This is a genomic window from Cellulomonas sp. Y8 (genome assembly GCF_008033115.1).
Classification (GTDB): Bacteria; Actinomycetota; Actinomycetes; order Actinomycetales; family Cellulomonadaceae; genus Cellulomonas.
The window spans coordinates 934216-953492 of the sequence record NZ_CP041203.1; the positions used below are offsets into that span (position 1 = coordinate 934216).

Genomic DNA, 19277 nt, shown 5'->3' on the forward strand with positions numbered 1-19277 from the left:
CACCCTGAGCCACCCCTGCGACACCCGGGAGCACCCGTGCAGCACCACACCCTCGCCGACGGCTGGACCGTCACCGCCACCGCCGGCCCCGTGCCCGACGCCGTCCTCGCCGCGGGCCCGCTCGCCGCCGACGTGCCCGGCTCGGTGCACACCGACCTGCTCGCCGCGGGCCTGATCCCCGACCCGTACCTGGACGCGCACGAGGAGTCGGTGCGCTGGGTCCACGGCACGGACTGGCGGTACGAGCGGGCGCTCGCGCTGGAGCCGGCCGCGGACGGCGAGCGGGTCGACCTCGTGCTGCACGGCATCGACACCGTGGGCACCGTGGCGCTCGGCGGGCGGGTGCTCGGGACGACGGCGAACATGCACCGGTCGTACCGGTACGACGTGCGGGACCTGGCGGACGGGGCGCCGCGCGCGCTCACCGTCGACCTGCGGTCCGCCACCGCGTACGCCGACGAGGTGCGGGACGCCCTGGGCGACCGGCCGTCGGCCTACAGCCCGGTGCCGTACAACTTCGTCCGCAAGATGGCGTGCTCGTTCGGCTGGGACTGGGGGCCCGACCTGCGCACCGCCGGGCTGTGGAAGCCGGTGCGGGTCGAGCGCTGGTCGGTGGCCCGGCTCGCTCGGGTGCGGCCGCTGGTCACGCTCGACGCGGACGGCACCGGCCGGGTCGCGGTGCACGTGGACGTGGAGCGGTCGGGGCTGGTCCCGGACGCCGCGCTGACCGTCCGGGCGGCGGTGCTGGGGGTGTCGGCCTCCGTGACCGTGCCGGCGGGCGACTCCGCGGCGGCCGTCGAGCTCGCGGTCCCGGACGCCCCCGTGTGGTGGCCGGTCGGGCACGGCGAGCAGCCGCTGGTGGACCTGGACGTGACGCTGGCGCCGGCCGGCGGCGGCGACCGCGCCGCGCTCGACACCTGGCGCCGCCGGGTCGGCTTCCGGTCGGTGGCCCTCGACACCGCCGACGACGAGCACGGCACCCGGTTCACCCTCGTGGTCAACGGCCGCCCGGTCGCCGTGCGCGGCGCCAACTGGATCCCCGACGACCACCTCCTGACCCGGATCACCCGCGAGCGCCTGGTGCGCCGGCTCGACCAGGCGGCGGACGCGCACCTCAACCTGCTGCGGGTCTGGGGCGGCGGGATCTACGAGTCCGAGGACTTCTACGAGGCGTGCGACGAGCGCGGCCTGCTGGTCTGGCAGGACTTCCTGCTCGCCTGCGCGGCGTACCCCGAGGAGGAGCCGCTGCGCTCCGAGATCGAGGCGGAGGCGCGGGAGAACGTGGTGCGCCTGATGCCGCACCCGTCGCTGGTGCTGTGGAACGGCGGCAACGAGAACGTCTGGGGCCACGAGGACTGGGGCTGGAAGGCGCAGCTCGGCGACGCCACATGGGGCCGGTGGTACGCCGAGGAGCTGTTCCCGGCCGTGCTGGCGGAGCTGGACCCGACCCGCCCGTACGCCACCAACAGCCCGTTCACCCCGCGCCGCGACCCCGAGGACGTGCACCCCAACGACCCCGACCGCGGCACGCACCACCAGTGGGAGGTGTGGAACCGCGTCGACTACACGGTCTACCGCTCGGAGATCCCGCGGTTCTGCTCCGAGTTCGGGTTCCAGGGGCCGCCGGCCTGGCGCACCCTCGTCGACGCGGTGCACGCCGTCGACGGCGGCCCGCTCGCGGACGCGCCCGTGCCGCAGGAGGACCCCGTGTTCCTCGTGCACCAGAAGGCCGAGGACGGCAACGGCAAGCTCGACCGCGGCATGGCGCCGCACCTGGGCGTCCCCCGCGACTTCGCCGACTGGCACTGGGCGGCCCAGCTCAACCAGGCGCGCGCGGTCCGGCACGCGGTCGAGCACTACCGCGCCTGGTGGCCGCGCACCGCGGGCTGGATCGTCTGGCAGCTCAACGACTGCTGGCCGGTCACGTCCTGGGCGGCCGTCGACTCCGCCGAGCGGCCCAAGCCGCTCTGGTACGCCTTGCGCGCCGCCGGCGCCCCGCGCACGCTGCTCCTCGCCGAGCGCGACGGCGGATCGTGCTGGTCGCGACCAACGACACCGACGAGCCCTGGGCCGGCACCGCGCACCTGCGCCGGGAGACGCTCGGCGGCGTGACGGCCGCGGCGGCGGGCGTGCCCGTGGCGGTCGAGCCGCGGTCGGTGGCCGTCGTGCCGGTGCCGGCGGACCTGGCGACGCCCCGCGACCCGGCCGGCGAGGTGCTGGCGGCGCGGCTGCCGGACGGCGGCTCCGAGCGGCGGGCGACGCACGTGTTCGTCGAGGACGTCGACCTGCGGCTCGACCCGGGGGCGGTGCGGGCCACCGCGGCGCGCGAGCCCGGCGGCTACCGGGTCGAGGTCGTCGCGCGGTCCTACGCGGCCGACGTCACGCTGCACGCCGACCGGCTCGCGGCGGACGCGCTCGTCGACGACGCCCTCGTCACGCTGCTCGCCGGCGAGCGGGCGACGTTCCACGTGACGACGGACGCCGTGCTCGACCTGGCCGACCTGACGGCCGCGCCCGTGCTGCGGTCGGCGAACGACCTGCGGGGCGTGCCGGTCGCGGGTGACCCGGACCTCGAGGCCGACCTCGAGGCGGCCCGGTGAGCGGGGCGCGCCGGTTCCCCGACGGCTTCCTCTGGGGCGCGGCCACGGCCGCGTACCAGGTGGAGGGCGCGACGGACGCGGACGGCCGCGGCCCGTCGATCTGGGACACGTTCTCCCGGACCCCCGGTGCGGTGCTCGGCGGCCACACCGGCGACCTCGGCACCGACCACTACCGGCGGTTCGCCGACGACGTCGCCCTCATGGCCGACCTCGGCCTGGGCGCCTACCGGTTCTCCGTCGCGTGGCCCCGCGTGCAGCCGACCGGACGCGGGCCGGCGAACCAGGCCGGGCTGGACTTCTACCGGCGGCTGGCCGACACCCTGCTGGCGCACGGCATCGACCCGGTCGTCACGCTCTACCACTGGGACCTCCCCCAGGCGCTGGAGGACGCCGGCGGCTGGCCCGAGCGGGACACCGCCTGGCGGTTCGCCGACTACGCGGGCCTCGTGGCGGGCGCGCTCGGCGACCGCGTCGCGCTGTGGACCACGCTGAACGAGCCGTGGTGCTCCGCCTACCTCGGGTACGCGTCCGGCGAGCACGCCCCCGGCGTGCAGGACCCCGCCCGGGCGCTCGCCGCGGTGCACACGCTCAACCTGGCGCACGGGCTCGGCGCCCGCGCGGTGCGCGCCGCCGCGGGGGACGCGGCGCCGGTGTCGATCACGCTGAACCTCCAGGTGAACCGGGCCGCGTCGGCGGCGCCCGCGGACGCGGCCGCGAAGGCGCGGCTCGACCGGGTGGCGAACGAGGTGTTCCTCGGGCCGCTGCTCGACGGCGCCTACCCGGAGGAGGCCGTCGCGGAGACGGCGCACCTGACCGACTGGTCGTTCGTGCGCGACGGCGACCTGGAGCTGGTCCGGACGCGGCTGGACGCGCTCGGCGTGAACTACTACACGACCGCGCTCGTCGGCGCGGATGGGGGCGCGGCCGGGCCGGCCCACCGGGCCGGGGACGCCACGGCCGGGCAGGCCGACGTGCAGGCGGCCTCGCCCGCGGGCGCGACCCGACCGCCAGCCAACCTCGTCGAGGGCGTCCGCTGGCGCCACCAGCCGGGCCCGCGGACCGCGATGGGCTGGGTCGTCGACCCGTCCGGGCTGACCGAGCTGCTGGTCGACCTGCACCGCCGCCGCCCCGGCCTCCCGCTGCACGTCACCGAGAACGGGGCGGCGTACCCCGACGTCGTCGCGCCCGACGGGGGCGTGCACGACACCGACCGCGTCGCGTACCTGCGCGCGCACGTCGAGGCGGTCGGCGCGGCGCTGGACGCCGGGGCCGACGTCCGGGGCTACTTCGCGTGGTCGCTGCTGGACAACTTCGAGTGGGCGTACGGGTACGAGCGCCGGTTCGGGATCGTGCACGTCGACTACGCGACGATGGCGCGCACCGTGAAGGACTCGGGGCACTGGTACCGGCGGCTCGCGACCACGGGCGTGCTGCCGCCGGTCGCCGGGGCCGCGGTCGCCGTCGGTGCGGGCACGGGTGCCGGTGCGGGCGCAGGGGCCGGCTGAGCCACCCCCTCTTGCCGGGTCGGGGCGGCGCGAGCATCCTCGTGCCGTCCCGCCCGGCCGCCCCCTCGACGACCGGCCGCCCGCGCCGCAGGAGGCACCGTGCTCACGCTGGAGCTCATCGTCGTCGTGCTGCTCGCGCTCCTGGCCGGAACGGCCCTGGGGCGCCGGCTCGGCGTCGCGCCGCCGCTGGTCCTGCTCGTCCTCGGGATCGGCCTCGGGTTCCTCCCCGCGTTCCGCGGGCTCACGGTGCCGCCGGAGCTGGTGCTGCTGGTGGTGCTGCCCGCGCTGCTCTACTGGGAGAGCCTGACGACGTCGCTGCGCGAGATCCGCGCGAACCTGCGGGTCATCGTGCTGTCCAGCGTGCTGCTCGTGGTGGTGACCGCGGGCGTGGTCGCCGTCGTGCTGCACGCCCTCGGGATGCCGTGGGGCCCGGCGTGGATCCTCGGCGGCGTGCTCGCGCCCACCGACGCCACCGCGGTCGCCGGCGTCGCCCGCGGCATGCCGCGCCGCACCCTCACCACCCTGCGCGCGGAGAGCCTGGTCAACGACGGCACCGCCCTGGTCATCTACGCGATCGCGGTGCACGCCGTCGCCGAGCCGGTCACCGGCGGCTACCTCGCGGGCCGGTTCACGCTCTCCTACCTCGGCGGCGCGGCCGCGGGGGTGGTGGTGTGGTGGCTGGCGGTCCAGCTGCGCGAGCGCATGCACGAGGCGATCCAGCAGAGCGTGATCAGCGTGCTGACCCCGTTCGCCGCGTTCCTCCTCGCCGAGCTCGTCGAGGCGTCCGGCGTCCTCGCCGTGGTCGTCGCCGGCCTGCTCATCAGCCAGAGCGGGCCGCGCCTCATCCCCGCCGCCGCCCGGGTGCAGTCGCAGTCGTTCTGGGCGGTCGTCAGCCACGTGCTGAACGGGGCGCTGTTCGTGCTCGTCGGGATGCAGCTCGTCACCGCCGCGGACGGGCTGACCTCCGCCCGGCTCGCCGAGGCACTGGGGTGGACCGCGGCCGCGTTCGGAGCGGTGATCGGCGCCCGGATGCTGTGGTTCCACACGACGCCCTACGTCGTCCGGGCCCTCGACCGCCGCCCGGTGCAGCGCACCCGGCGCGTGTCCTGGCGGCACCGGATGCCCGGCGCGTGGGCGGGGTTCCGCGGTGCGGTGTCGCTGGCCGCGGCGCTGGGCGTGCCCGAGACCACCGGGGACGGCGCGCCGTTCCCCGGGCGCGACGTCATCATCTTCATCACCGGCGGCGTGATCCTGGCGACGCTGCTCGTCCAGGGGCTCACGCTGCCGGCAGTCGTCCGCTGGGCCCGGCTCCCCGCCGACGACGGCGTCGACACCGAGCGGCACCACGCGGAGAAGGTCGCGACCCGGGCCGCGCTGGACGCCCTCCCGGTCGAGGCCGAGCGGCTCGGGCTGACCGGCAAGGTCGTCGCCAAGCTGGAGGCGGAGTACCGGATGCACGCGGAGGCGCTGGCGGAGGCCGGCGACGGGCCCGCCGACGACGGCCGCCCGCGCGAGGCCGACTTCGACGCGCTCCGGCTGGCGGTGCTCGCGCACAAGCGCGCGGCGGTGGTGCGGCTGCGCGATGAGCGGACGATCGACGACATCGTGCTGCGCGAGGTGCAGGCCCAGCTCGACGCGGAGGAGGTCCGGCTCACGCGGGGCACCCTGTCCCCCGAGTGAGCCGGGCCCGGCCGCCGTTCCCGTCCCCACCCGATTCTCGCGACGCCACCGGGTCCTGGCGTGCGCTTCGCGACGATCGGGTGGGGTCGCCGCCGGGGCGGGGCCGGGCCGGGACGCCGCTCTCGTCGCCCGCGGGCGCGTGTCGGTGGTCGGCGGCAGGATGACGACGTGCTGCTCGCCGACGTCGCCGCCACCAGCGCGGGCCTGGCCGCGACCCGCTCGCGCCTCGCCAAGCGCGCGCTGCTCGTCAACCTGCTCCGCCGCACCGGCCCGGACGAGGTGCCCGTCGTCGCGCGGTACCTCGCGGGCGAGCTCCGGCAGCGCCGCACCGGCCTCGGCTGGCGGTCCCTGCGCGACCTGCCGCCGCCCGCGGCCGAGCCGTCCCTCGACGTCCTCGCCGTGGACGCGACCTTCGAGCGCATGGCCGGGCTGTCCGGCCCGGGCTCCGCCGGCGCGTGATCGGCGCTCGCGGCGGAGCTGTTCGGCGCGGCCACCGCCGACGAGCAGCGGTTCCTCGCGGGCCTCGTCGCCGGCGAGGTGCGCCAGGGCGCGCTCGACGCGCTCCTGCTGGACGCCGTCGCCGAGGCCGCCGGCGTGCCGGTCGCGACAGTCCGGCGGGCGGCGATGCTGGCAGGAGCGAGCGAGCCGGTCGCCGGGGCGGCGCTCGCGGCACCGACCCCCGAGGCGGCGCGGGCCGCCCTGGACGCGTTCGGCCTGGCGGTCGGCCGCCCGGTGCGGCCGATGCTCGCCGCCTCGGCGCCCGACGTCCCCGCCGCGGTCGCGGGGTTCGACGGCCGGGCGGTCGTCGTGGACGCCAAGCTCGACGGCATCCGGATCCAGGTGCACCGCGACGGCGACGACGTGCGCGTCTACACCCGCAGCCTCGACGACATCACCACCCGGGTGCCCGAGGTCGTCGCGGCGGCGATGGCCCTGCCGGTGCGCTCGGTGGTGCTCGACGGCGAGGCCCTGGCCCTGGACGCCGACGGCCGGCCGCGCCCGTTCCAGGAGACCGCCGCGCGCAGCGCCACCCGGGACGCCGAGCTCGCCGCGACCACCGCGCTGCACCCGTTCTTCTTCGACGTCCTGCACCGCGACGGCGTCGACCTGCTCGACGCCCCGCTGACCGACCGGCTGGCCGTGCTCGACGCGATCGCCCCGGACCACGCCGTCGAGCGGGTCGTCACCGCGGACCTCGACGTGGCGCAGGAGGCGTTCGCCGGCTGGGTCGCCGCCGGGCAGGAGGGCGTGATCGTCAAGGACGCCGCCGCGCCCTACGAGGCCGGCCGGCGCGGCGGCGCCTGGGTCAAGGTCAAGCCGCGGCACACCCTCGACCTGGTGGTGCTGGCCGTGGAGCGCGGCTCCGGCCGCCGGGTCGGCTCCCTGTCCAACATCCACCTCGGCGCGCGGGACGGCGACGGCGGGTTCGTCATGCTCGGCAAGACGTTCAAGGGCATGACGGACGAGATGCTCGCCTGGCAGACCGCGCGGTTCCGGGAGCTCGAGGTCGCCGACGACGGCTGGACCGTGACGCTGCGGCCCGAGCAGGTGGTGGAGATCGCGTTCGACGGGCTGCAGCGGTCCACCCGGTACCCCGGCGGGCTGGCGCTCCGGTTCGCGCGGGTGCTGCGGTACCGGGAGGACAAGTCCGCGGCGGAGGCCGACACGATCGACACGGTGCGGGCGCTGGCGGCACCGGCGGGCTGAGACCGGTGGGCGCGGGCGGGCCGGCACCCGCGGGACGAGTGCGGAGCGGGGAGCACCGGCCCGAGCCGCGGCGGACGTCACCCGCGGACCGGGACCCTGGTCCCTTCCGCACCCGCTCGCCCCGGGCCGTCGTGGTGCGCGGACGGGTGATCCACCCCCAGGTCAGCGGCCCCGTCGTCCCTCGCGCGCGAGAGGATGGACCCGTGGACCACCACCCCCGGTCCACGGGCCGCGAGGACGCGACCGCCTCCCTCGCGGCGACCCAGCCGGTGGCGCGACCCGCCACCCGAACCGTGCAGGAGGACCCCGTGCACCCCGACCTGTTCCTCGTCGTGTACCGCCAGCAGGAGCGCGAGCTCGAGCACCGGCTCGAGCACCGGCGCTCGCAGGCCGCCCGGGGCGACGACCCCGGACGCCGGCCGCGGCAGCGCCGCCCGCTCGCCGCCCTCGCCGCCGCCCGCCGCCGCTCCTGACCCCGCACCCCGGCCCGCCGGGCCTCCCGGCGCCGAGGTCGTCACATCCGCACGAGGTCGTCACTCACGGGTGACGACCTCGTCGCGTTCCACCGACCTCGTCGCCCCGGCCGCCCGTGCGGTCACGCCAGCCGCGGCAGCACCTGCCCCGGCCCGAGCAGCGCGCGGAACGGGTCCCCCCGCTCCGCCACCCGGTCCAGCACCGTGCGGATCGTGAACGCGTCGGGCCGGAGCCACGGCTCGTCGAGCTCGTCCCAGGTGATCGGCGCCGACACCGGCGCCCCCGCACGCGCCCGCGGGCTGTACGGCGCGACCAGCGTCTTGTTGATCGCGTTCTGCGTGTAGTCGAGCCGCGCCTGCCCGCCGCGGGCCTTGACCTCCCACTTCCAGCTCACCAGGTCCGGCACCACCGCGCCGACGGTCCGCGAGACCCGCTCGACCCAGGCGCGGGTGTCGTCGAACGACGGGCCGGTCGCGATCGGGATCCAGATCTGGATCCCGCGCTGCCCGGTCACCTTCGGCGCCGCGCGCACGCCCAGGTGCTCGAACGCGTCCCGGTGCAGCCGGGCGAGCAGCAGCACGTCCTCCCAGGCGGTCGACGGCCCCGGGTCGAGGTCGACGAGCGCGTAGGTGGGTTGCCGCGGCGCGTCGGTCCGAGAGGTCCACGCGTGCCACTCCAGCGCCCCGAAGTTGGCCGCCCAGATCAGTGCGGCCGGCTCGTCGACGACCAGGTACGTGCGGCTGTCGCCGGAATCGGCCTCGGGGTTGTCCCAGCGCGGCAGCCAGTCGGGCGCGTGCGACGGCAGCTCCTTGTGCCAGAATCCCGCGGTGCCGGCGCCCTGCGGGAACCGGTGCATGTTGAGCGCCCGGCCGTGCAGGTACGGCAGCACGACGGGCGCGACCCGCGCGGCGTACCGGAGCAGCTCGCGCTTGGTCACGGGCTCCTCGCCGTCGCGCGCCGGGAACAGCACCTTGTCGAGGTTCGTGACCTTGAGCCGGCGACCGTGCACCTCCCAGGTCCCGCCGTTCGGGCCGAGGTCGTCGAGCGCGGCGAGCTCGTCGTCGGTCGGCGGCCCGGCCTGCGGCGCCCGCAGGTCGACGGACGCCTCGGCGGCGGGGCGGTCGGACCGCCACAGCCGGTCGGGGTCGGCCTTGACCTCGTCGTTGGTCCGGCCGCTCAGCACGGACCGTGGGTGGTCCTCGGCATCCCAACCCTTCTCGGCGTGCTCGTCGTGCTTGTGCACGAGGATCCACTGCTCCTTGCCGTCCGCGCCCGGCTCGCCGCGGCGCACCAGCACCAGGCGGCCGCGCAGCTTCTCGCCGTGGACGTCGGCGTGCAGCTCGCCCGCCGCGATCGTCGCCGCCGGGTCGTCGGTGCCGTGCGGCTCCCAGGTGCCGCGGTCCCACACGATGACGTCCCCGCCGCCGTACTCCTCCGCCGGGATCACGCCCTCGAAGTCCTCGTACTCCAGCGGGTGGTCCTCGACGTGCACAGCCATGCGACGCACGTCCGGGTCGAGCGTCGGGCCGCGCGGCACCGCCCAGGACACCAGCACGCCGTCGACCTCGAACCGCACGTCGTAGTGCAGCCGCCGGGCGCGGTGCCGCTGCACGACGAACCGCCGCGGGGCCCCGGGGTCGGTCGGCGCCGGGGTCGCCGCGCCCGCGGGTTCGGCGGTGCGGTCGAAGTCGCGCATCGACCGGTAGGTCTCCAGGCCGCGCCCTCGGTCGGAGCCCTTCTCCACCGACGTCGCGCGGCGCCGCCGCTCCGGCACGCTGACCACCCCTTCCCCGGGTCGGACGTCCGGCACCAGCGTGGCCGAGACCGGCGCCGTGCGCGCGTCGACGCGTCTGGGACCAAAGTCCCAGGTGTCGGCGGCCGCCCTGCCGATGGGTCGGGCACCGGGGTGCAGGGGGCGCCCCGCGCGCACGCCCGGAGGAAGATCCCGTGACCACCACCACCGTCACCGTGGGCGCCCGGCGCCCGTCCGTCCTGTCCTGGCTCGGCGACCGCGGCGTTCGCGCCCGGATCCTCGCCGCCGTCCTGCTCGCGGCCGCCGTCGGCGCCCTGGTCGGGGTCGTCGGCCTCGTGGCGCTGGGGTCGACGAACGCCGCCACCACCGCCATGTACGCCGAGAACGTGGTCGGCCTGCAGCAGGCCGCGACCCTGCGGCGGGCGATGGTCCAGATGCGGCTCGACGTCACCAACCACGCGCTGTCCACCGACGACGCCGTCATGGCCCGGTTCGAGGACAGGATCGCCGCGAGCGAGGCGGAGCTCCGCGAGGCGCTCGCCGCCTACGCCGCGCTGCCGCTCGACGACGACTCGCGGGGCGCGCTGCAGGACTTCGAGGCGGCGCTCGCCGACTACCTCGAGGTCCGTGACGGCCAGCTGCTCGTCGCCAGCCGCGCGCACGACACCGCCGCGTTCGCCGAGGCCCGGGACACGGTCGCCCAGCCCATCATCGACGCGATGTCCGCGAGCGCCACCGCGCTCGTCGAGCGCGAGGAGTCCGACGCCGCCGCGGCGGTGGACCGCGCCGGTGCCGACTACCGGACGAGCCGCACCCTCGTGGTCGTGCTGCTCGTCACGGGCACGGCGCTCGCGCTGGGCCTGGCTGCCCTCGTCGCCCGGTCGATCGTGCGGGGCCTGCAGCGGGTCCAGGTCGTGGCCGCCGCGCTGGAGCAGGGCGACCTCACGGTGACGTCCGGCCTGACGAGCCGCGACGAGGTCGGCCGGATGGGCGCCGCCCTCGACGCGGCCGTCGGCACGCTGCGCGGGGTGATCGGCACCATCGACCGGTCCTCGACGGCGCTCGCCTCCGCCGCCGAGCAGATGTCCGCGAGCAGCGGGCAGATCGCGGCCTCGGCGGAGGAGACGGCCGCCCAGGCGGGCGTCGTCTCCGCCGCCGCGGAGCAGGTGTCCCGGAACGTCCAGACCGTGGCGGCCGGTTCCGAGCAGATGGGCGCCTCGATCCAGGAGATCGCCCGGAGCGCGTCGCGGGCCGCCGAGGTCGCCGGCCGGGGCGTGTCCGCCGTCGGGACGACGACAGCGACCGTCGACCGCCTGGGCGAGTCGAGCAAGGAGATCGGCAACGTGGTGAAGCTGATCACCTCGATCGCGGAGCAGACCAACCTGCTGGCGCTCAACGCCACCATCGAAGCGGCCCGCGCGGGCGAGGCCGGCAAGGGCTTCGCGGTCGTCGCCGGCGAGGTCAAGGAGCTCGCGCAGGAGACCGCGCGGGCGACCGAGGACATCGCACGCCGCGTCGAGTCGATCCAGGCGGACACCGCGGGCGCGGTCGCGGCGATCGACGACGTCGCCGGCATCATCACCCAGATCAACGACTTCCAGCTGTCCATCTCGTCGGCCGTCGAGGAGCAGACGGCCACCACGGCCGAGATGAACCGGAGCGTCGCCGAGGCGGCCACCGGCACCGGCGAGATCGCCGGCAACATCGCGGGGGTCGCGGGCGCGGCGGACCTCACCACCCAGGGCGCCGCCGAGTCCCGCCGGGCGGTGACGTCCCTCGCAGAGATGTCCACGGACCTGCAGCGGCTGGTGGGCGGCTTCCGGGTCTGAGCCGGGCGCGCGAGGTCGAGGGTTCCCGGCGGGGCCGATGGTTCCTCCCCCGCAGCGGCGGGACGCCCTCGACCTCGGCCGCCGCGGGTGCGGCTAGCCGAGCCAGCGGCGGAGCCCGCGCTTGCCCGCCGCGCGGGCCACGCCCCGTGCCGCCCGCTCGGTCTCCCGCCCGCGCGCCTCCTCCAGGGCGTGCAGCCGGCCGTACAAGAACGCCACCTCGGTGCTCGGCGCGTGCCGGGCGAGGTCCCGGAGCCGCGCCCGGGTGACCACCGAGTCGTGGTGCTCGCCGAGCACCTCCTGGAGGTCCTCCATCCGGCGCGCGTACCGGGCGGCGTCCGTCCCGAGGACGCCCGCGACCGACTCGCCCGCATACCGGGCGGCCTTGGCGGCCTTGCGGGCGTCGTGCAGCGCGTCGTCGCGGCGCCGCCCCTCGGGCACCCGGCGCGCACGCCGCAGCCGCCGCCGCACCTGGCGGTCCCGCCGGGCGACCTGGGCGGGCAGCACGCGCCGCGCCCGGCGCCGCCCCTCGTCGGAGTAGCGCGGCTCCGCCACGAACGCCGCGAGGTCGCGCAGCAGGCGCCGGTACCGGTCACCGTCGAGCTCGCCGAGGAGCGCGTCGAGCGCGTCCCGCGCCGCCTGGCCGAGCTCCGCGTCCGCGGCCACCGCGACCGCGTGCGTCCCCGAGCCGACGGCCTCCTCCGCGCCGGGGCCCTCGACCGCGGACCGCACCCGCTCGCGCAGCACCTCCGCGTCGCGGGCCCGGCCGAGCACGTCCGCGAGCCAGCCGAGCTCGTCCCGCAGCGGCCGCACGACACCGGGCTCGAACAGCCGGCGGAACGTCCGCAGCGCGTTGCGCACCCGCCGGGCGGCGACCCGCATCTGGTGCACCGCGTCGGGGGCGCCGAGCCGGACGCGCAGGTCCTGCTCGCGCAACCGGTCCAGCTGGTCCGCGACGTAGCCGAGCACGACGTCCCCGGCGGGGGACTTCGGCGTCGGCCGGCCGCGGGTGGTCGCGTGCTCGTCGGCCGGCCCGAGCACCCGCTCCAGCTTGGAGCGCTGCTCCGCCGGGCGCACGCCCAGGGCGGCGAGCCGCTCCTCGACCGCGTCCAGCAGGTCGCCCGCGCCCTCGACCAGCTCGACCTCGACCTCGCGCCACTCCTCGGGCGCGCCGACGACGTCGACCGTCGAGCCCGACGGACGGACCCGGCGCGCCGTGACCCGGTCGTCGACCAGCTCGAGCAGCACCCGGCCGGTCGCGTCCGCCAGCCGGTGCACCGCCCGCGACGTCCGCACCTCGGCGACCGGCCGGAGCGTCGCACCCAGCGTCGCGGCGTGCACGAACGCGCGCAGCGGCGCGGGCACGGTGTGCACCGCCCGCCCCGGCGGCAGCCGGACCTCGGACCGCTCGTCCGGGCCTGCCGGGACCTTGAGGTGCCAGCCCGCGTCGTCGCCTCCGGTGCGCCGGCGCAGCGTCAGCCCGGCCGCGGCGAGCCGCAGGTCGGCGGTGTCGAAGTAGGTCGCGACCAGCTCGACGGCGTCGTCGCTCGTGGCGACCGGGGTGCCGCCGTCGGGCAGCCCGGTGGTGCCGGCCAGTAGCTCGGTCAGCGCCGGGAGCTCGACGTCCGGGCCGGTGGCGTACTTGCGCTCGATCTCGCGGTGCACGTCAGCCATGCCCCCCGTTGTATCCCGGGACCGTCGCCGCGGCGACCGTGCCGCCGCGCGGTCGTCCCGCCGAGCCGGCTGCGAGCGTCAGGGTGCCGGGCGCAGACCCACCGCGTCGTGCCTCCAGAACACGTCCGGGTACACCAGCGTGCCGGACATCCACGGCCGGGCCGCGGGCAGCCGGGCCACCTGGAACGCGGCGTCGGGGATCCGCAGCGACGGCTTCCGGAAGCCCTCCGGCCCCGCGGGGTGGAAGCCCAGCCTCCCGTAGTACCCCGGGTCCCCCTCCAGGAACACCAGCGGCGCACCCTGCGCCTCCGCCCGGGCGAGCGCGTGGGCGACGAGCGCGGCGCCCGTGCCCCGCCGCTGGTGGTCCGGGTGCACCGCCAGCGGGCTCAGCACCAGCACGTCGACCAGGCGTGCGGGCGCGTCCACCAGGGCCGGGGTCAGCATCACGTGGCCGGCGACGGTCCCGTCGGGCGCGGCGGCGACCCACGACCCTCCGCGAACCGTGCCGGGCGCCCCGGGACGGCCGGCACCGGCCCCGTCGAGCAGCGTCGCCCGCAGGTCGTCCGTCAGGTCGGCGACCGTAGCGCCGTGGTCGCCGAACGCGGCCGCGTGCAGAGCGCGGACCGCGTCGTGGTCGGTGGGTCCCTCGCGGCGCAGCAGCACGAGCGCCACGGTACGGCCGGGCGGCGCCGCCGTCCCCGGATTTCGGACGCCCGGTCCGTCGGCGCGGGTCGCCCCGCCTCCCGCGTCACCTCCCCGGGACCCGGCCCGTCTCCGCCGTCGCGGGGTGGCCCGGTGTCGGTGCTCGGTGCCAGGTTGGTCCCGACCGCAGGACGGCACCACGACCGACGAGGGGACGCGCATGCGCGAGCACGCCTTCGTCCGGGTCTCCCCGGACGCGCTCGACGACCTGACCGACCGGCTGGCCCGGACCCGCACGGTCCCGACGCCCGCCCTGGGCCGGCCGACCGGTGTCGACCGCGACGTGCTGGCCGCGCTCCTCGCGCACTGGCGCACCGGGTTCGACTGGCGCGCCCAGGAGGACCGGATCGCGGCCCAGCCCTGGTTCGAGACCGAGGACGCGGCGGTCCCGGTGCGGGCGATCGTGCGCCGCGGCGCTCCCGACGCCCCGGTCGTGGTCCTGCTGCACGGCTGGCCCGACTCGGTGCTGCGCTTCGAGCGGGTGCTTCCCGCGCTGGCGGACCTGACGGTGGTCGTCCCGGCGCTGCCCGGGTTCCCGTTCGCGGCACCGGTCGACGGGGGTGGCCTCTCCGCCGCCGACATGGCAGACGCGGTCGCGGGCGCGCTGCGCGAGCTCGGGTTCGAGCGCTACGTGCTGTCGGCGGGCGACGTGGGGTGCGACGTCGCGGAGGCGCTCGCCGCCCGGCACCCCGACGCCGTGACCGCCCTGCACCTCACGGACGTCTCCCAGTACCACTTCCTGGTCGACCTGCCCGATGACCTGTCGGAGGAGGAGCGGGCGTACGTCGCGTACGGGCACCGGTGGCAGGCGGAGCGGGGCGGCTACATGCACGAGCAGGCCACCCGGCCCGGCACGCTCGCGGTGGGGCTCGGCGACTCCCCCGCGGGCCTGGCCGCGTGGATCGTCGAGAAGCTGGTGGACTGGACGGACTCCGACGGCGACCTGGCACGGGCGTTCACGCCGGACGAGGCCCTGACCTGGGTCAGCGCGTACTGGTTCACCGGTGCGATCGGGACGTCCTTCACCCCGTACGCCGCCGGCGGCGCCAAGGACTGGCCTCGCGTCGAGGCACCCACCGTGTTCACCGTGTTCGGCCACGACCTCGTCAACGCCCCGCGCCGGTTCGCCGAGCGGTTCTTCGCGGTCGCGGACTGGCGCGAGCACGCCCACGGCGGGCACTTCGCCGCCTGGGAGCGACCGGCCGACTACCTGTGGGGGGTGCGCCGCGCGGTCGAGCTCCGCCGGCAGGGCTGAGCCGGGCGGGACCGGGCGCGCCCTACGCTGACGCCGTGCCCGCCACCCGACTCCGTCGCGTCGCCGTGCTCGTGCTCGAGGGCGCCAAGCCGCTCGACGTCGGCATCCCGGCCCAGGTGTTCACGAACCGGCCGAGCATGCCGTACGAGGTCCGCGTGTGCGGTCCGGCCCCGGGCCTGGTCCGCGGGGGCGACGGCCTGTCGTACCACGTCGCGGACGGGCTCGACGCGCTGGCCTGGGCCGACGTCGTGTTCATCCCCGGCTACCGGCACCCCGACCAGGAGGACCCGCCGCCGGCCGTCGTCGCCGCGCTGCTCGCCGCCAACGCGCGGGGCGCCGACCTCGCCGCGATCTCCACGGGAGCGTTCGCGCTGGCCGCCACCGGTCTCCTCGACGACCGCCGGGCCACGACGCACTGGCACTACACGCGGGCCTTCGCCGCCCGGTACCCACGGGTCACCGTCGACGAGAACGTGCTGTTCGTCGACGAGGGCCAGGTCCTCACCTCCGCGGGTGCGGCGTCCGGGATCGACCTGTGCCTGCACCTCATCCGGCGCGACCTCGGCGTCGCCCCGTCGAACCACGCCGCTCGCCGCCTCGTCGCCGCGCCCTACCGCTCCGGCGGCCAGGCGCAGTACGTGCCGCGGAGCGTCCCGGAGCCGCTCGGCGAGCGGTTCGCCGCGACGCGGGAGTGGGCCCTGCACCGGCTCGGGGAGCCGCTGACCCTGGAGGCGCTCGCCCGGCACGCGGCGGTGTCGCCGCGGACGTTCTCGCGTCGGTTCGTCGAGGACTCCGGGTACACGCCGATGGAGTGGGTGCTGCGGGCCCGGGTGGACGTCGCCCGCGAGCTGCTGGAGCGTTCGGCGCGGTCCGTGGAGCAGGTGGCCGTGGACGTCGGGCTGGGGACGGGTGCGAACCTGCGGCGGCACTTCCAGAGGGTGCTGGGGACGACGCCGAGCGAGTACCGCCGGACGTTCGCCCGGGGCGAGTAGCGCGGCGCGACCGCCCGGGAGGCTGGCGAGATCCGTGCGGACCATGGCGCTCGCGCCGCTGTCGGCGCCGCGCCCGCACGCCGAGGCTGGTGGCGTCACCCACGGACACCACCGGGAGGATCCCCATGACCCGCGTCGCCATCAACGGCTTCGGACGCATCGGCCGCAACGTCCTGCGCGCGCTCCTCGAGCGCGGCAGCGACCTCGAGGTCGTCGCCGTCAACGACCTCACCGAGCCGGCCGCCCTCGCCCGCCTGCTCGCCTTCGACTCCACCGCGGGCCGGCTCGGCCGCCCCGTGTCCGTCGACGGCGACCACCTGGTCGTCGACGGGCGGCGCATCGCCGTCCTGGCGGAGCGCGAGCCCGCCCGGCTGCCGTGGGCGGAGCTCGGCGTCGACGTCGTGCTGGAGTCGACCGGGCGGTTCGCGAGCGCCGCCGCCGCGCGCGGCCACCTCGACGCCGGCGCGCGCGCCGTGCTCGTCGGCGCGCCGTCCGACGGGGCGGACGTCACGATCGCGTACGGCGTCAACACCGACGCCTACGACCCGGCCGCGCACACCGTGATCTCGAACGCCTCGTGCACGACCAACGCCCTCGCGCCGCTGGCCCTCGTCCTCGACGAGCTGGCCGGCGTCGATCACGCGTTCATGACGACGGTGCACGCCTACACGCAGGAGCAGAACCTGCAGGACGGCCCGCACCGCGACCCCCGCCGCGCGCGGGCGGCCGCGGTCAACATCGTCCCGACGACGACCGGCGCCGCCAAGGCGATCGGGCTCGTGCTTCCGCAGCTCGACGGCCGGCTGTCGGGCGACTCGATCCGGGTGCCCGTCCCCGTGGGCTCCGTGGTCGAGCTGAACGCGACCGTCGCGCGCGACGTCACCCGCGAGGACGTGCTGGCGGCGTACCGCGCCGCGGCGGCCGGGCCGCTCGCCGGGGTGCTCGAGTACTCCGAGGACTTCCTCGTCTCGTCCGACATCGTCGGGAACCCGGCGTCGTCGGTCTTCGACTCGCACCTGACGCGGGTCGACGGGAGGCACGTGAAGGTCGTGGCCTGGTACGACAACGAGTGGGGCTTCTCGAACCGCGTGGTCGACACGCTCGAGCTGATCGGGCGGTCGCAGGGCTGAGCCGGGACGACGAAGGCCCGGACCGTGCGGTCCGGGCCTTCGCCACCGATCTGCATCGGCACTGTGTAGCGGGGGGATCACCGGGGCGGGCGAGCGGCCTGGTGGACCGACCACGTCTTCGCTGCTCAGCGAATTGTGCCTGTGCATCTGCCCACCCCTCGTCATGGTCACGAGATCATCGGAGCAGGCACGCAGGACACCGATCATTCCTGGACTCGCAGAGCGAGTCCGGGGTCCACTGAAGCCAGCGTTGGCTCCGAGTGCACGAGCAACGCCGTGGGTGACGAGTGGCGCCGCGAAGCTGGATCCCGACCCAGTCGTCAGCAGCCGGTCTCGACTTCGGCCCTCCGCGCCCAGCACCCCCGAGGACGCCTTCGACTGAGGAGCGGAGCTGACCCCGGTGCTCATCAGATGCCCGCCCGGCGTCACGAGCTCCGGCTTGATCATGTTCGCCGCCCCCGGTCCACGACGCGTCAATGGCGAGGGCGCATTCGCCGAACCGAACGGCAGCACGTCGACGGAGTCCTTCGCCTCTCGCACCCCTCGTCCCTCGTCGGCCCCGAGCGCGCCCACCGTCAAGGACAGTGCGCTCGTCGCCGAGTCAAGAGGCCCCGCGTCGTCTCCCCCGAGAAGTCGATCGGTGAACTTCTCGGCGCCTGCATCGCTGTCGTACACACCTGGGAACATGTCGCCCGTACTCATCACCACGACGATGCCGTGCTCACGCACGAACGAATCGACCGTTGCAGCCAGCGGCGTCGGCCCGGTCGCCAGGTACGGGCGCCTCGAGTCTCCCAGCGAGAGGTTCACGACGCGCGCCCCTGCAGCGACGGCGGTCTCGAGTGCCCAGATCCGCTCGTTCTCCCAGCGCTCGTCATCCGGGAAGTTCGCGTCGTCATCCAGAACTCGCACGCTCAGCGGTCGACCAGCAAGCCGCACCGGTGTCCGGCGCTGAGCGACCACGCCTTCGAGCGAGCCGCGCCCGCGCGCCTGGCCCATCTGCCGTGCCGTCGCGGCACATCGACGGGCGAGCCCGGCTCGACATCCGCGCCGGGTGCGGCATTCGTCGCGACCGGCTACTCGTCTCGTGGGTCCGCCAGATGCCGGGTCCGCTCGGGAGTGTGATTCTTGACCCAACCGTCGTCAGCCGGCTCGACTCCCGGCGGTCGCACCCCCGGACGCATCCGGCGGGGGGTGCGCGCGCAGGCGGATGAGAACGACCACGTGCCGCAGAGATCCCGATCCGAGGACGCCCCTTCGATGACGCTCACGGCTTTCCTCCTCGAGCGCATCGCCGAGAGCGAGGCTGCCGCCCGTCGTCAGTTGCAGGGCGGCGGTCACGGCGGACCCCGCCATGGAGCGGGTCGGACGGACGACGCCGTCTACCGCAGGGATCCCGCGGACCCGGTGCGCGTCCTGGCCGAATGCCGCGTCCGGCGGGAGCTGATCGTCCTCGCGGACGAGGCGACGGGCCTCGACGAGACCGTGGACATGGAGCGCGAGGCCGGTTCGCGGCACGACAGCGGCGTGCACTACGTCGGTGACCGGATCCTGCGCGCCATGGCGTCGCTGTACGAGGGGCACCCCGACTTTCGACCGACCTGGCGGGCCTGAGCGGCAGGCCGTGCTCGCCCTCACGTCGACGTCATGGTCGTGGTCGGCGCGCCGCTAGGACGAGTATCAACCAGGTGAGAGGACTCGTCTCACCGTGCGATGCGGTGTGTCCGCACGTCAGGCGCTACATCGAGGACGCGCCGATGGCGTCGGGGCCGGTGCCCGGTCATGACGTTGCACCAGGTCAGCAACCAGTTCTCTCATCAACTGCGAGTTTCTCGCGTCGAGTCGGCGCCTTCATGGAACCCGGGGCGGTTCACGCCCTGTCTCGGCGAGGCGCGGTGATCAGCGCAGACCCCGATCCCGGGGCGATGGCGCCGAGCGGCGGCCCGGGGCCTGGAGGCGTACGCTCGGAGTAACCCGGT

Annotated in this window: 13 protein-coding genes and 2 pseudogenes; 11 read left to right on the forward strand and 4 right to left on the reverse strand. The window is 76.1% G+C overall.

Translation table 11 applies throughout. The features are described 5' to 3' along the window. The first annotated feature begins 36 nt into the window (after positions 1 to 36). The 6 genes and pseudogenes from FKM96_RS04195 (at position 37) to FKM96_RS04215 (ending at position 7965) form a co-directional block, all read left to right on the forward strand. Positions 37 to 2112: a glycoside hydrolase family 2 protein gene (locus tag FKM96_RS04195; protein ID WP_371300486.1), complete on the forward strand. Its 2076-nt coding sequence runs from the start codon at positions 37 to 39 to the stop codon at positions 2110 to 2112. Next, positions 2034 to 2600, forward strand: coding sequence for a glycoside hydrolase family 2 protein (locus FKM96_RS22100; protein WP_371300487.1), 567 nt, complete (start codon positions 2034 to 2036; stop codon positions 2598 to 2600). Before FKM96_RS04195 ends, FKM96_RS22100 begins: the two co-directional genes overlap by 79 nt. Continuing rightward, a complete protein-coding gene (locus tag FKM96_RS04200) occupies positions 2597 to 4105 on the forward strand; it encodes a glycoside hydrolase family 1 protein (protein ID WP_147794175.1) in 1509 nt (502 codons plus the stop codon). Before FKM96_RS22100 ends, FKM96_RS04200 begins: the two co-directional genes overlap by 4 nt. Before the next feature lie 99 nt (positions 4106 to 4204). Beyond that, on the forward strand, positions 4205 to 5785 hold the full coding sequence (locus FKM96_RS04205) for a Na+/H+ antiporter (protein ID WP_147794176.1): 1581 nt from the start codon (positions 4205 to 4207) through the stop codon (positions 5783 to 5785). A gap of 168 nt (positions 5786 to 5953) precedes the next feature. Beyond that, positions 5954 to 7492: pseudogene (locus FKM96_RS04210) on the forward strand (ATP-dependent DNA ligase). 203 nt (positions 7493 to 7695) lie between these two features. Beyond that, on the forward strand, positions 7696 to 7965 hold the full coding sequence (locus tag FKM96_RS04215) for a hypothetical protein (protein ID WP_147794177.1): 270 nt from the start codon (positions 7696 to 7698) through the stop codon (positions 7963 to 7965). A gap of 122 nt (positions 7966 to 8087) precedes the next feature. On the opposite strand, the gene ligD is transcribed toward FKM96_RS04215, so the two are convergent. Then, entirely contained in the window at positions 8088 to 9740 is a 1653-nt protein-coding gene (gene ligD / locus FKM96_RS04220) for a non-homologous end-joining DNA ligase (protein WP_371300488.1), read from the reverse strand. A 173-nt stretch (positions 9741 to 9913) separates the two neighbouring features. On the opposite strand from ligD, the gene FKM96_RS04225 reads away from it, so the two are divergent. Then, positions 9914 to 11548, forward strand: a complete 1635-nt coding sequence (locus FKM96_RS04225; RefSeq protein ID WP_147794178.1) for a methyl-accepting chemotaxis protein — start codon at positions 9914 to 9916, stop codon at positions 11546 to 11548. Between the two features lie 93 nt (positions 11549 to 11641). Here the strand turns inward: FKM96_RS04225 and FKM96_RS04230 are convergent, their stop codons facing one another. Both FKM96_RS04230 and FKM96_RS04235 read right to left on the reverse strand, forming a co-directional pair. Beyond that, complete coding sequence (locus FKM96_RS04230) at positions 11642 to 13219, reverse strand: CYTH and CHAD domain-containing protein (RefSeq protein WP_147794179.1); 1578 nt, start codon at positions 13217 to 13219, stop codon at positions 11642 to 11644. Positions 13220 to 13297: 78 nt separating this feature from the next. After that, entirely contained in the window at positions 13298 to 13882 is a 585-nt protein-coding gene (locus FKM96_RS04235) for a GNAT family N-acetyltransferase (RefSeq protein WP_246855197.1), read from the reverse strand. 199 nt (positions 13883 to 14081) lie between these two features. Here FKM96_RS04235 and FKM96_RS04240 point away from each other — a divergent pair, with 199 nt between their 5' ends. From FKM96_RS04240 to gap, 3 genes are all read left to right on the forward strand, one after another. Continuing rightward, positions 14082 to 15176, forward strand: a complete 1095-nt coding sequence (locus FKM96_RS04240) for an epoxide hydrolase family protein (RefSeq protein ID WP_147794181.1) — start codon at positions 14082 to 14084, stop codon at positions 15174 to 15176. A gap of 35 nt (positions 15177 to 15211) precedes the next feature. Next, positions 15212 to 16168, forward strand: coding sequence for a GlxA family transcriptional regulator (locus tag FKM96_RS04245; protein WP_147794182.1), 957 nt, complete (start codon positions 15212 to 15214; stop codon positions 16166 to 16168). Positions 16169 to 16293: 125 nt separating this feature from the next. Further along, positions 16294 to 17298 carry a type I glyceraldehyde-3-phosphate dehydrogenase gene (gene gap, locus FKM96_RS04250; RefSeq protein ID WP_147794183.1) on the forward strand — a complete coding sequence of 335 codons (1005 nt, stop codon included), beginning with the start codon at positions 16294 to 16296 and terminating at the stop codon, positions 17296 to 17298. 294 nt (positions 17299 to 17592) lie between these two features. Here the strand turns inward: gap and FKM96_RS22105 are convergent. Then, a pseudogene (locus FKM96_RS22105) lies at positions 17593 to 18297 on the reverse strand (S8 family serine peptidase); the annotation flags it as partial. 261 nt (positions 18298 to 18558) lie between these two features. Here FKM96_RS22105 and FKM96_RS20995 point away from each other — a divergent pair. Beyond that, on the forward strand, positions 18559 to 18912 hold the full coding sequence (locus tag FKM96_RS20995; RefSeq protein ID WP_210417366.1) for a DUF6221 family protein: 354 nt from the start codon (positions 18559 to 18561) through the stop codon (positions 18910 to 18912). Positions 18913 to 19277: the final 365 nt, after the last annotated feature.

Excerpts from the sequence above, each read along its gene's own strand:
- FKM96_RS04230 (WP_147794179.1), bottom strand. The coding sequence starts at position 13,219 with ATGGCTGACGTGCACCGCGAGATCGAGCGCAAGTACGCCACCGGCCCG.
- FKM96_RS04240 (WP_147794181.1), top strand. The coding sequence starts at position 14,082 with ATGCGCGAGCACGCCTTCGTCCGGGTCTCCCCGGACGCGCTCGACGAC.
- gap (WP_147794183.1), top strand. The coding sequence starts at position 16,294 with ATGACCCGCGTCGCCATCAACGGCTTCGGACGCATCGGCCGCAACGTC.
- FKM96_RS20995 (WP_210417366.1), top strand. The coding sequence starts at position 18,559 with ATGACGCTCACGGCTTTCCTCCTCGAGCGCATCGCCGAGAGCGAGGCT.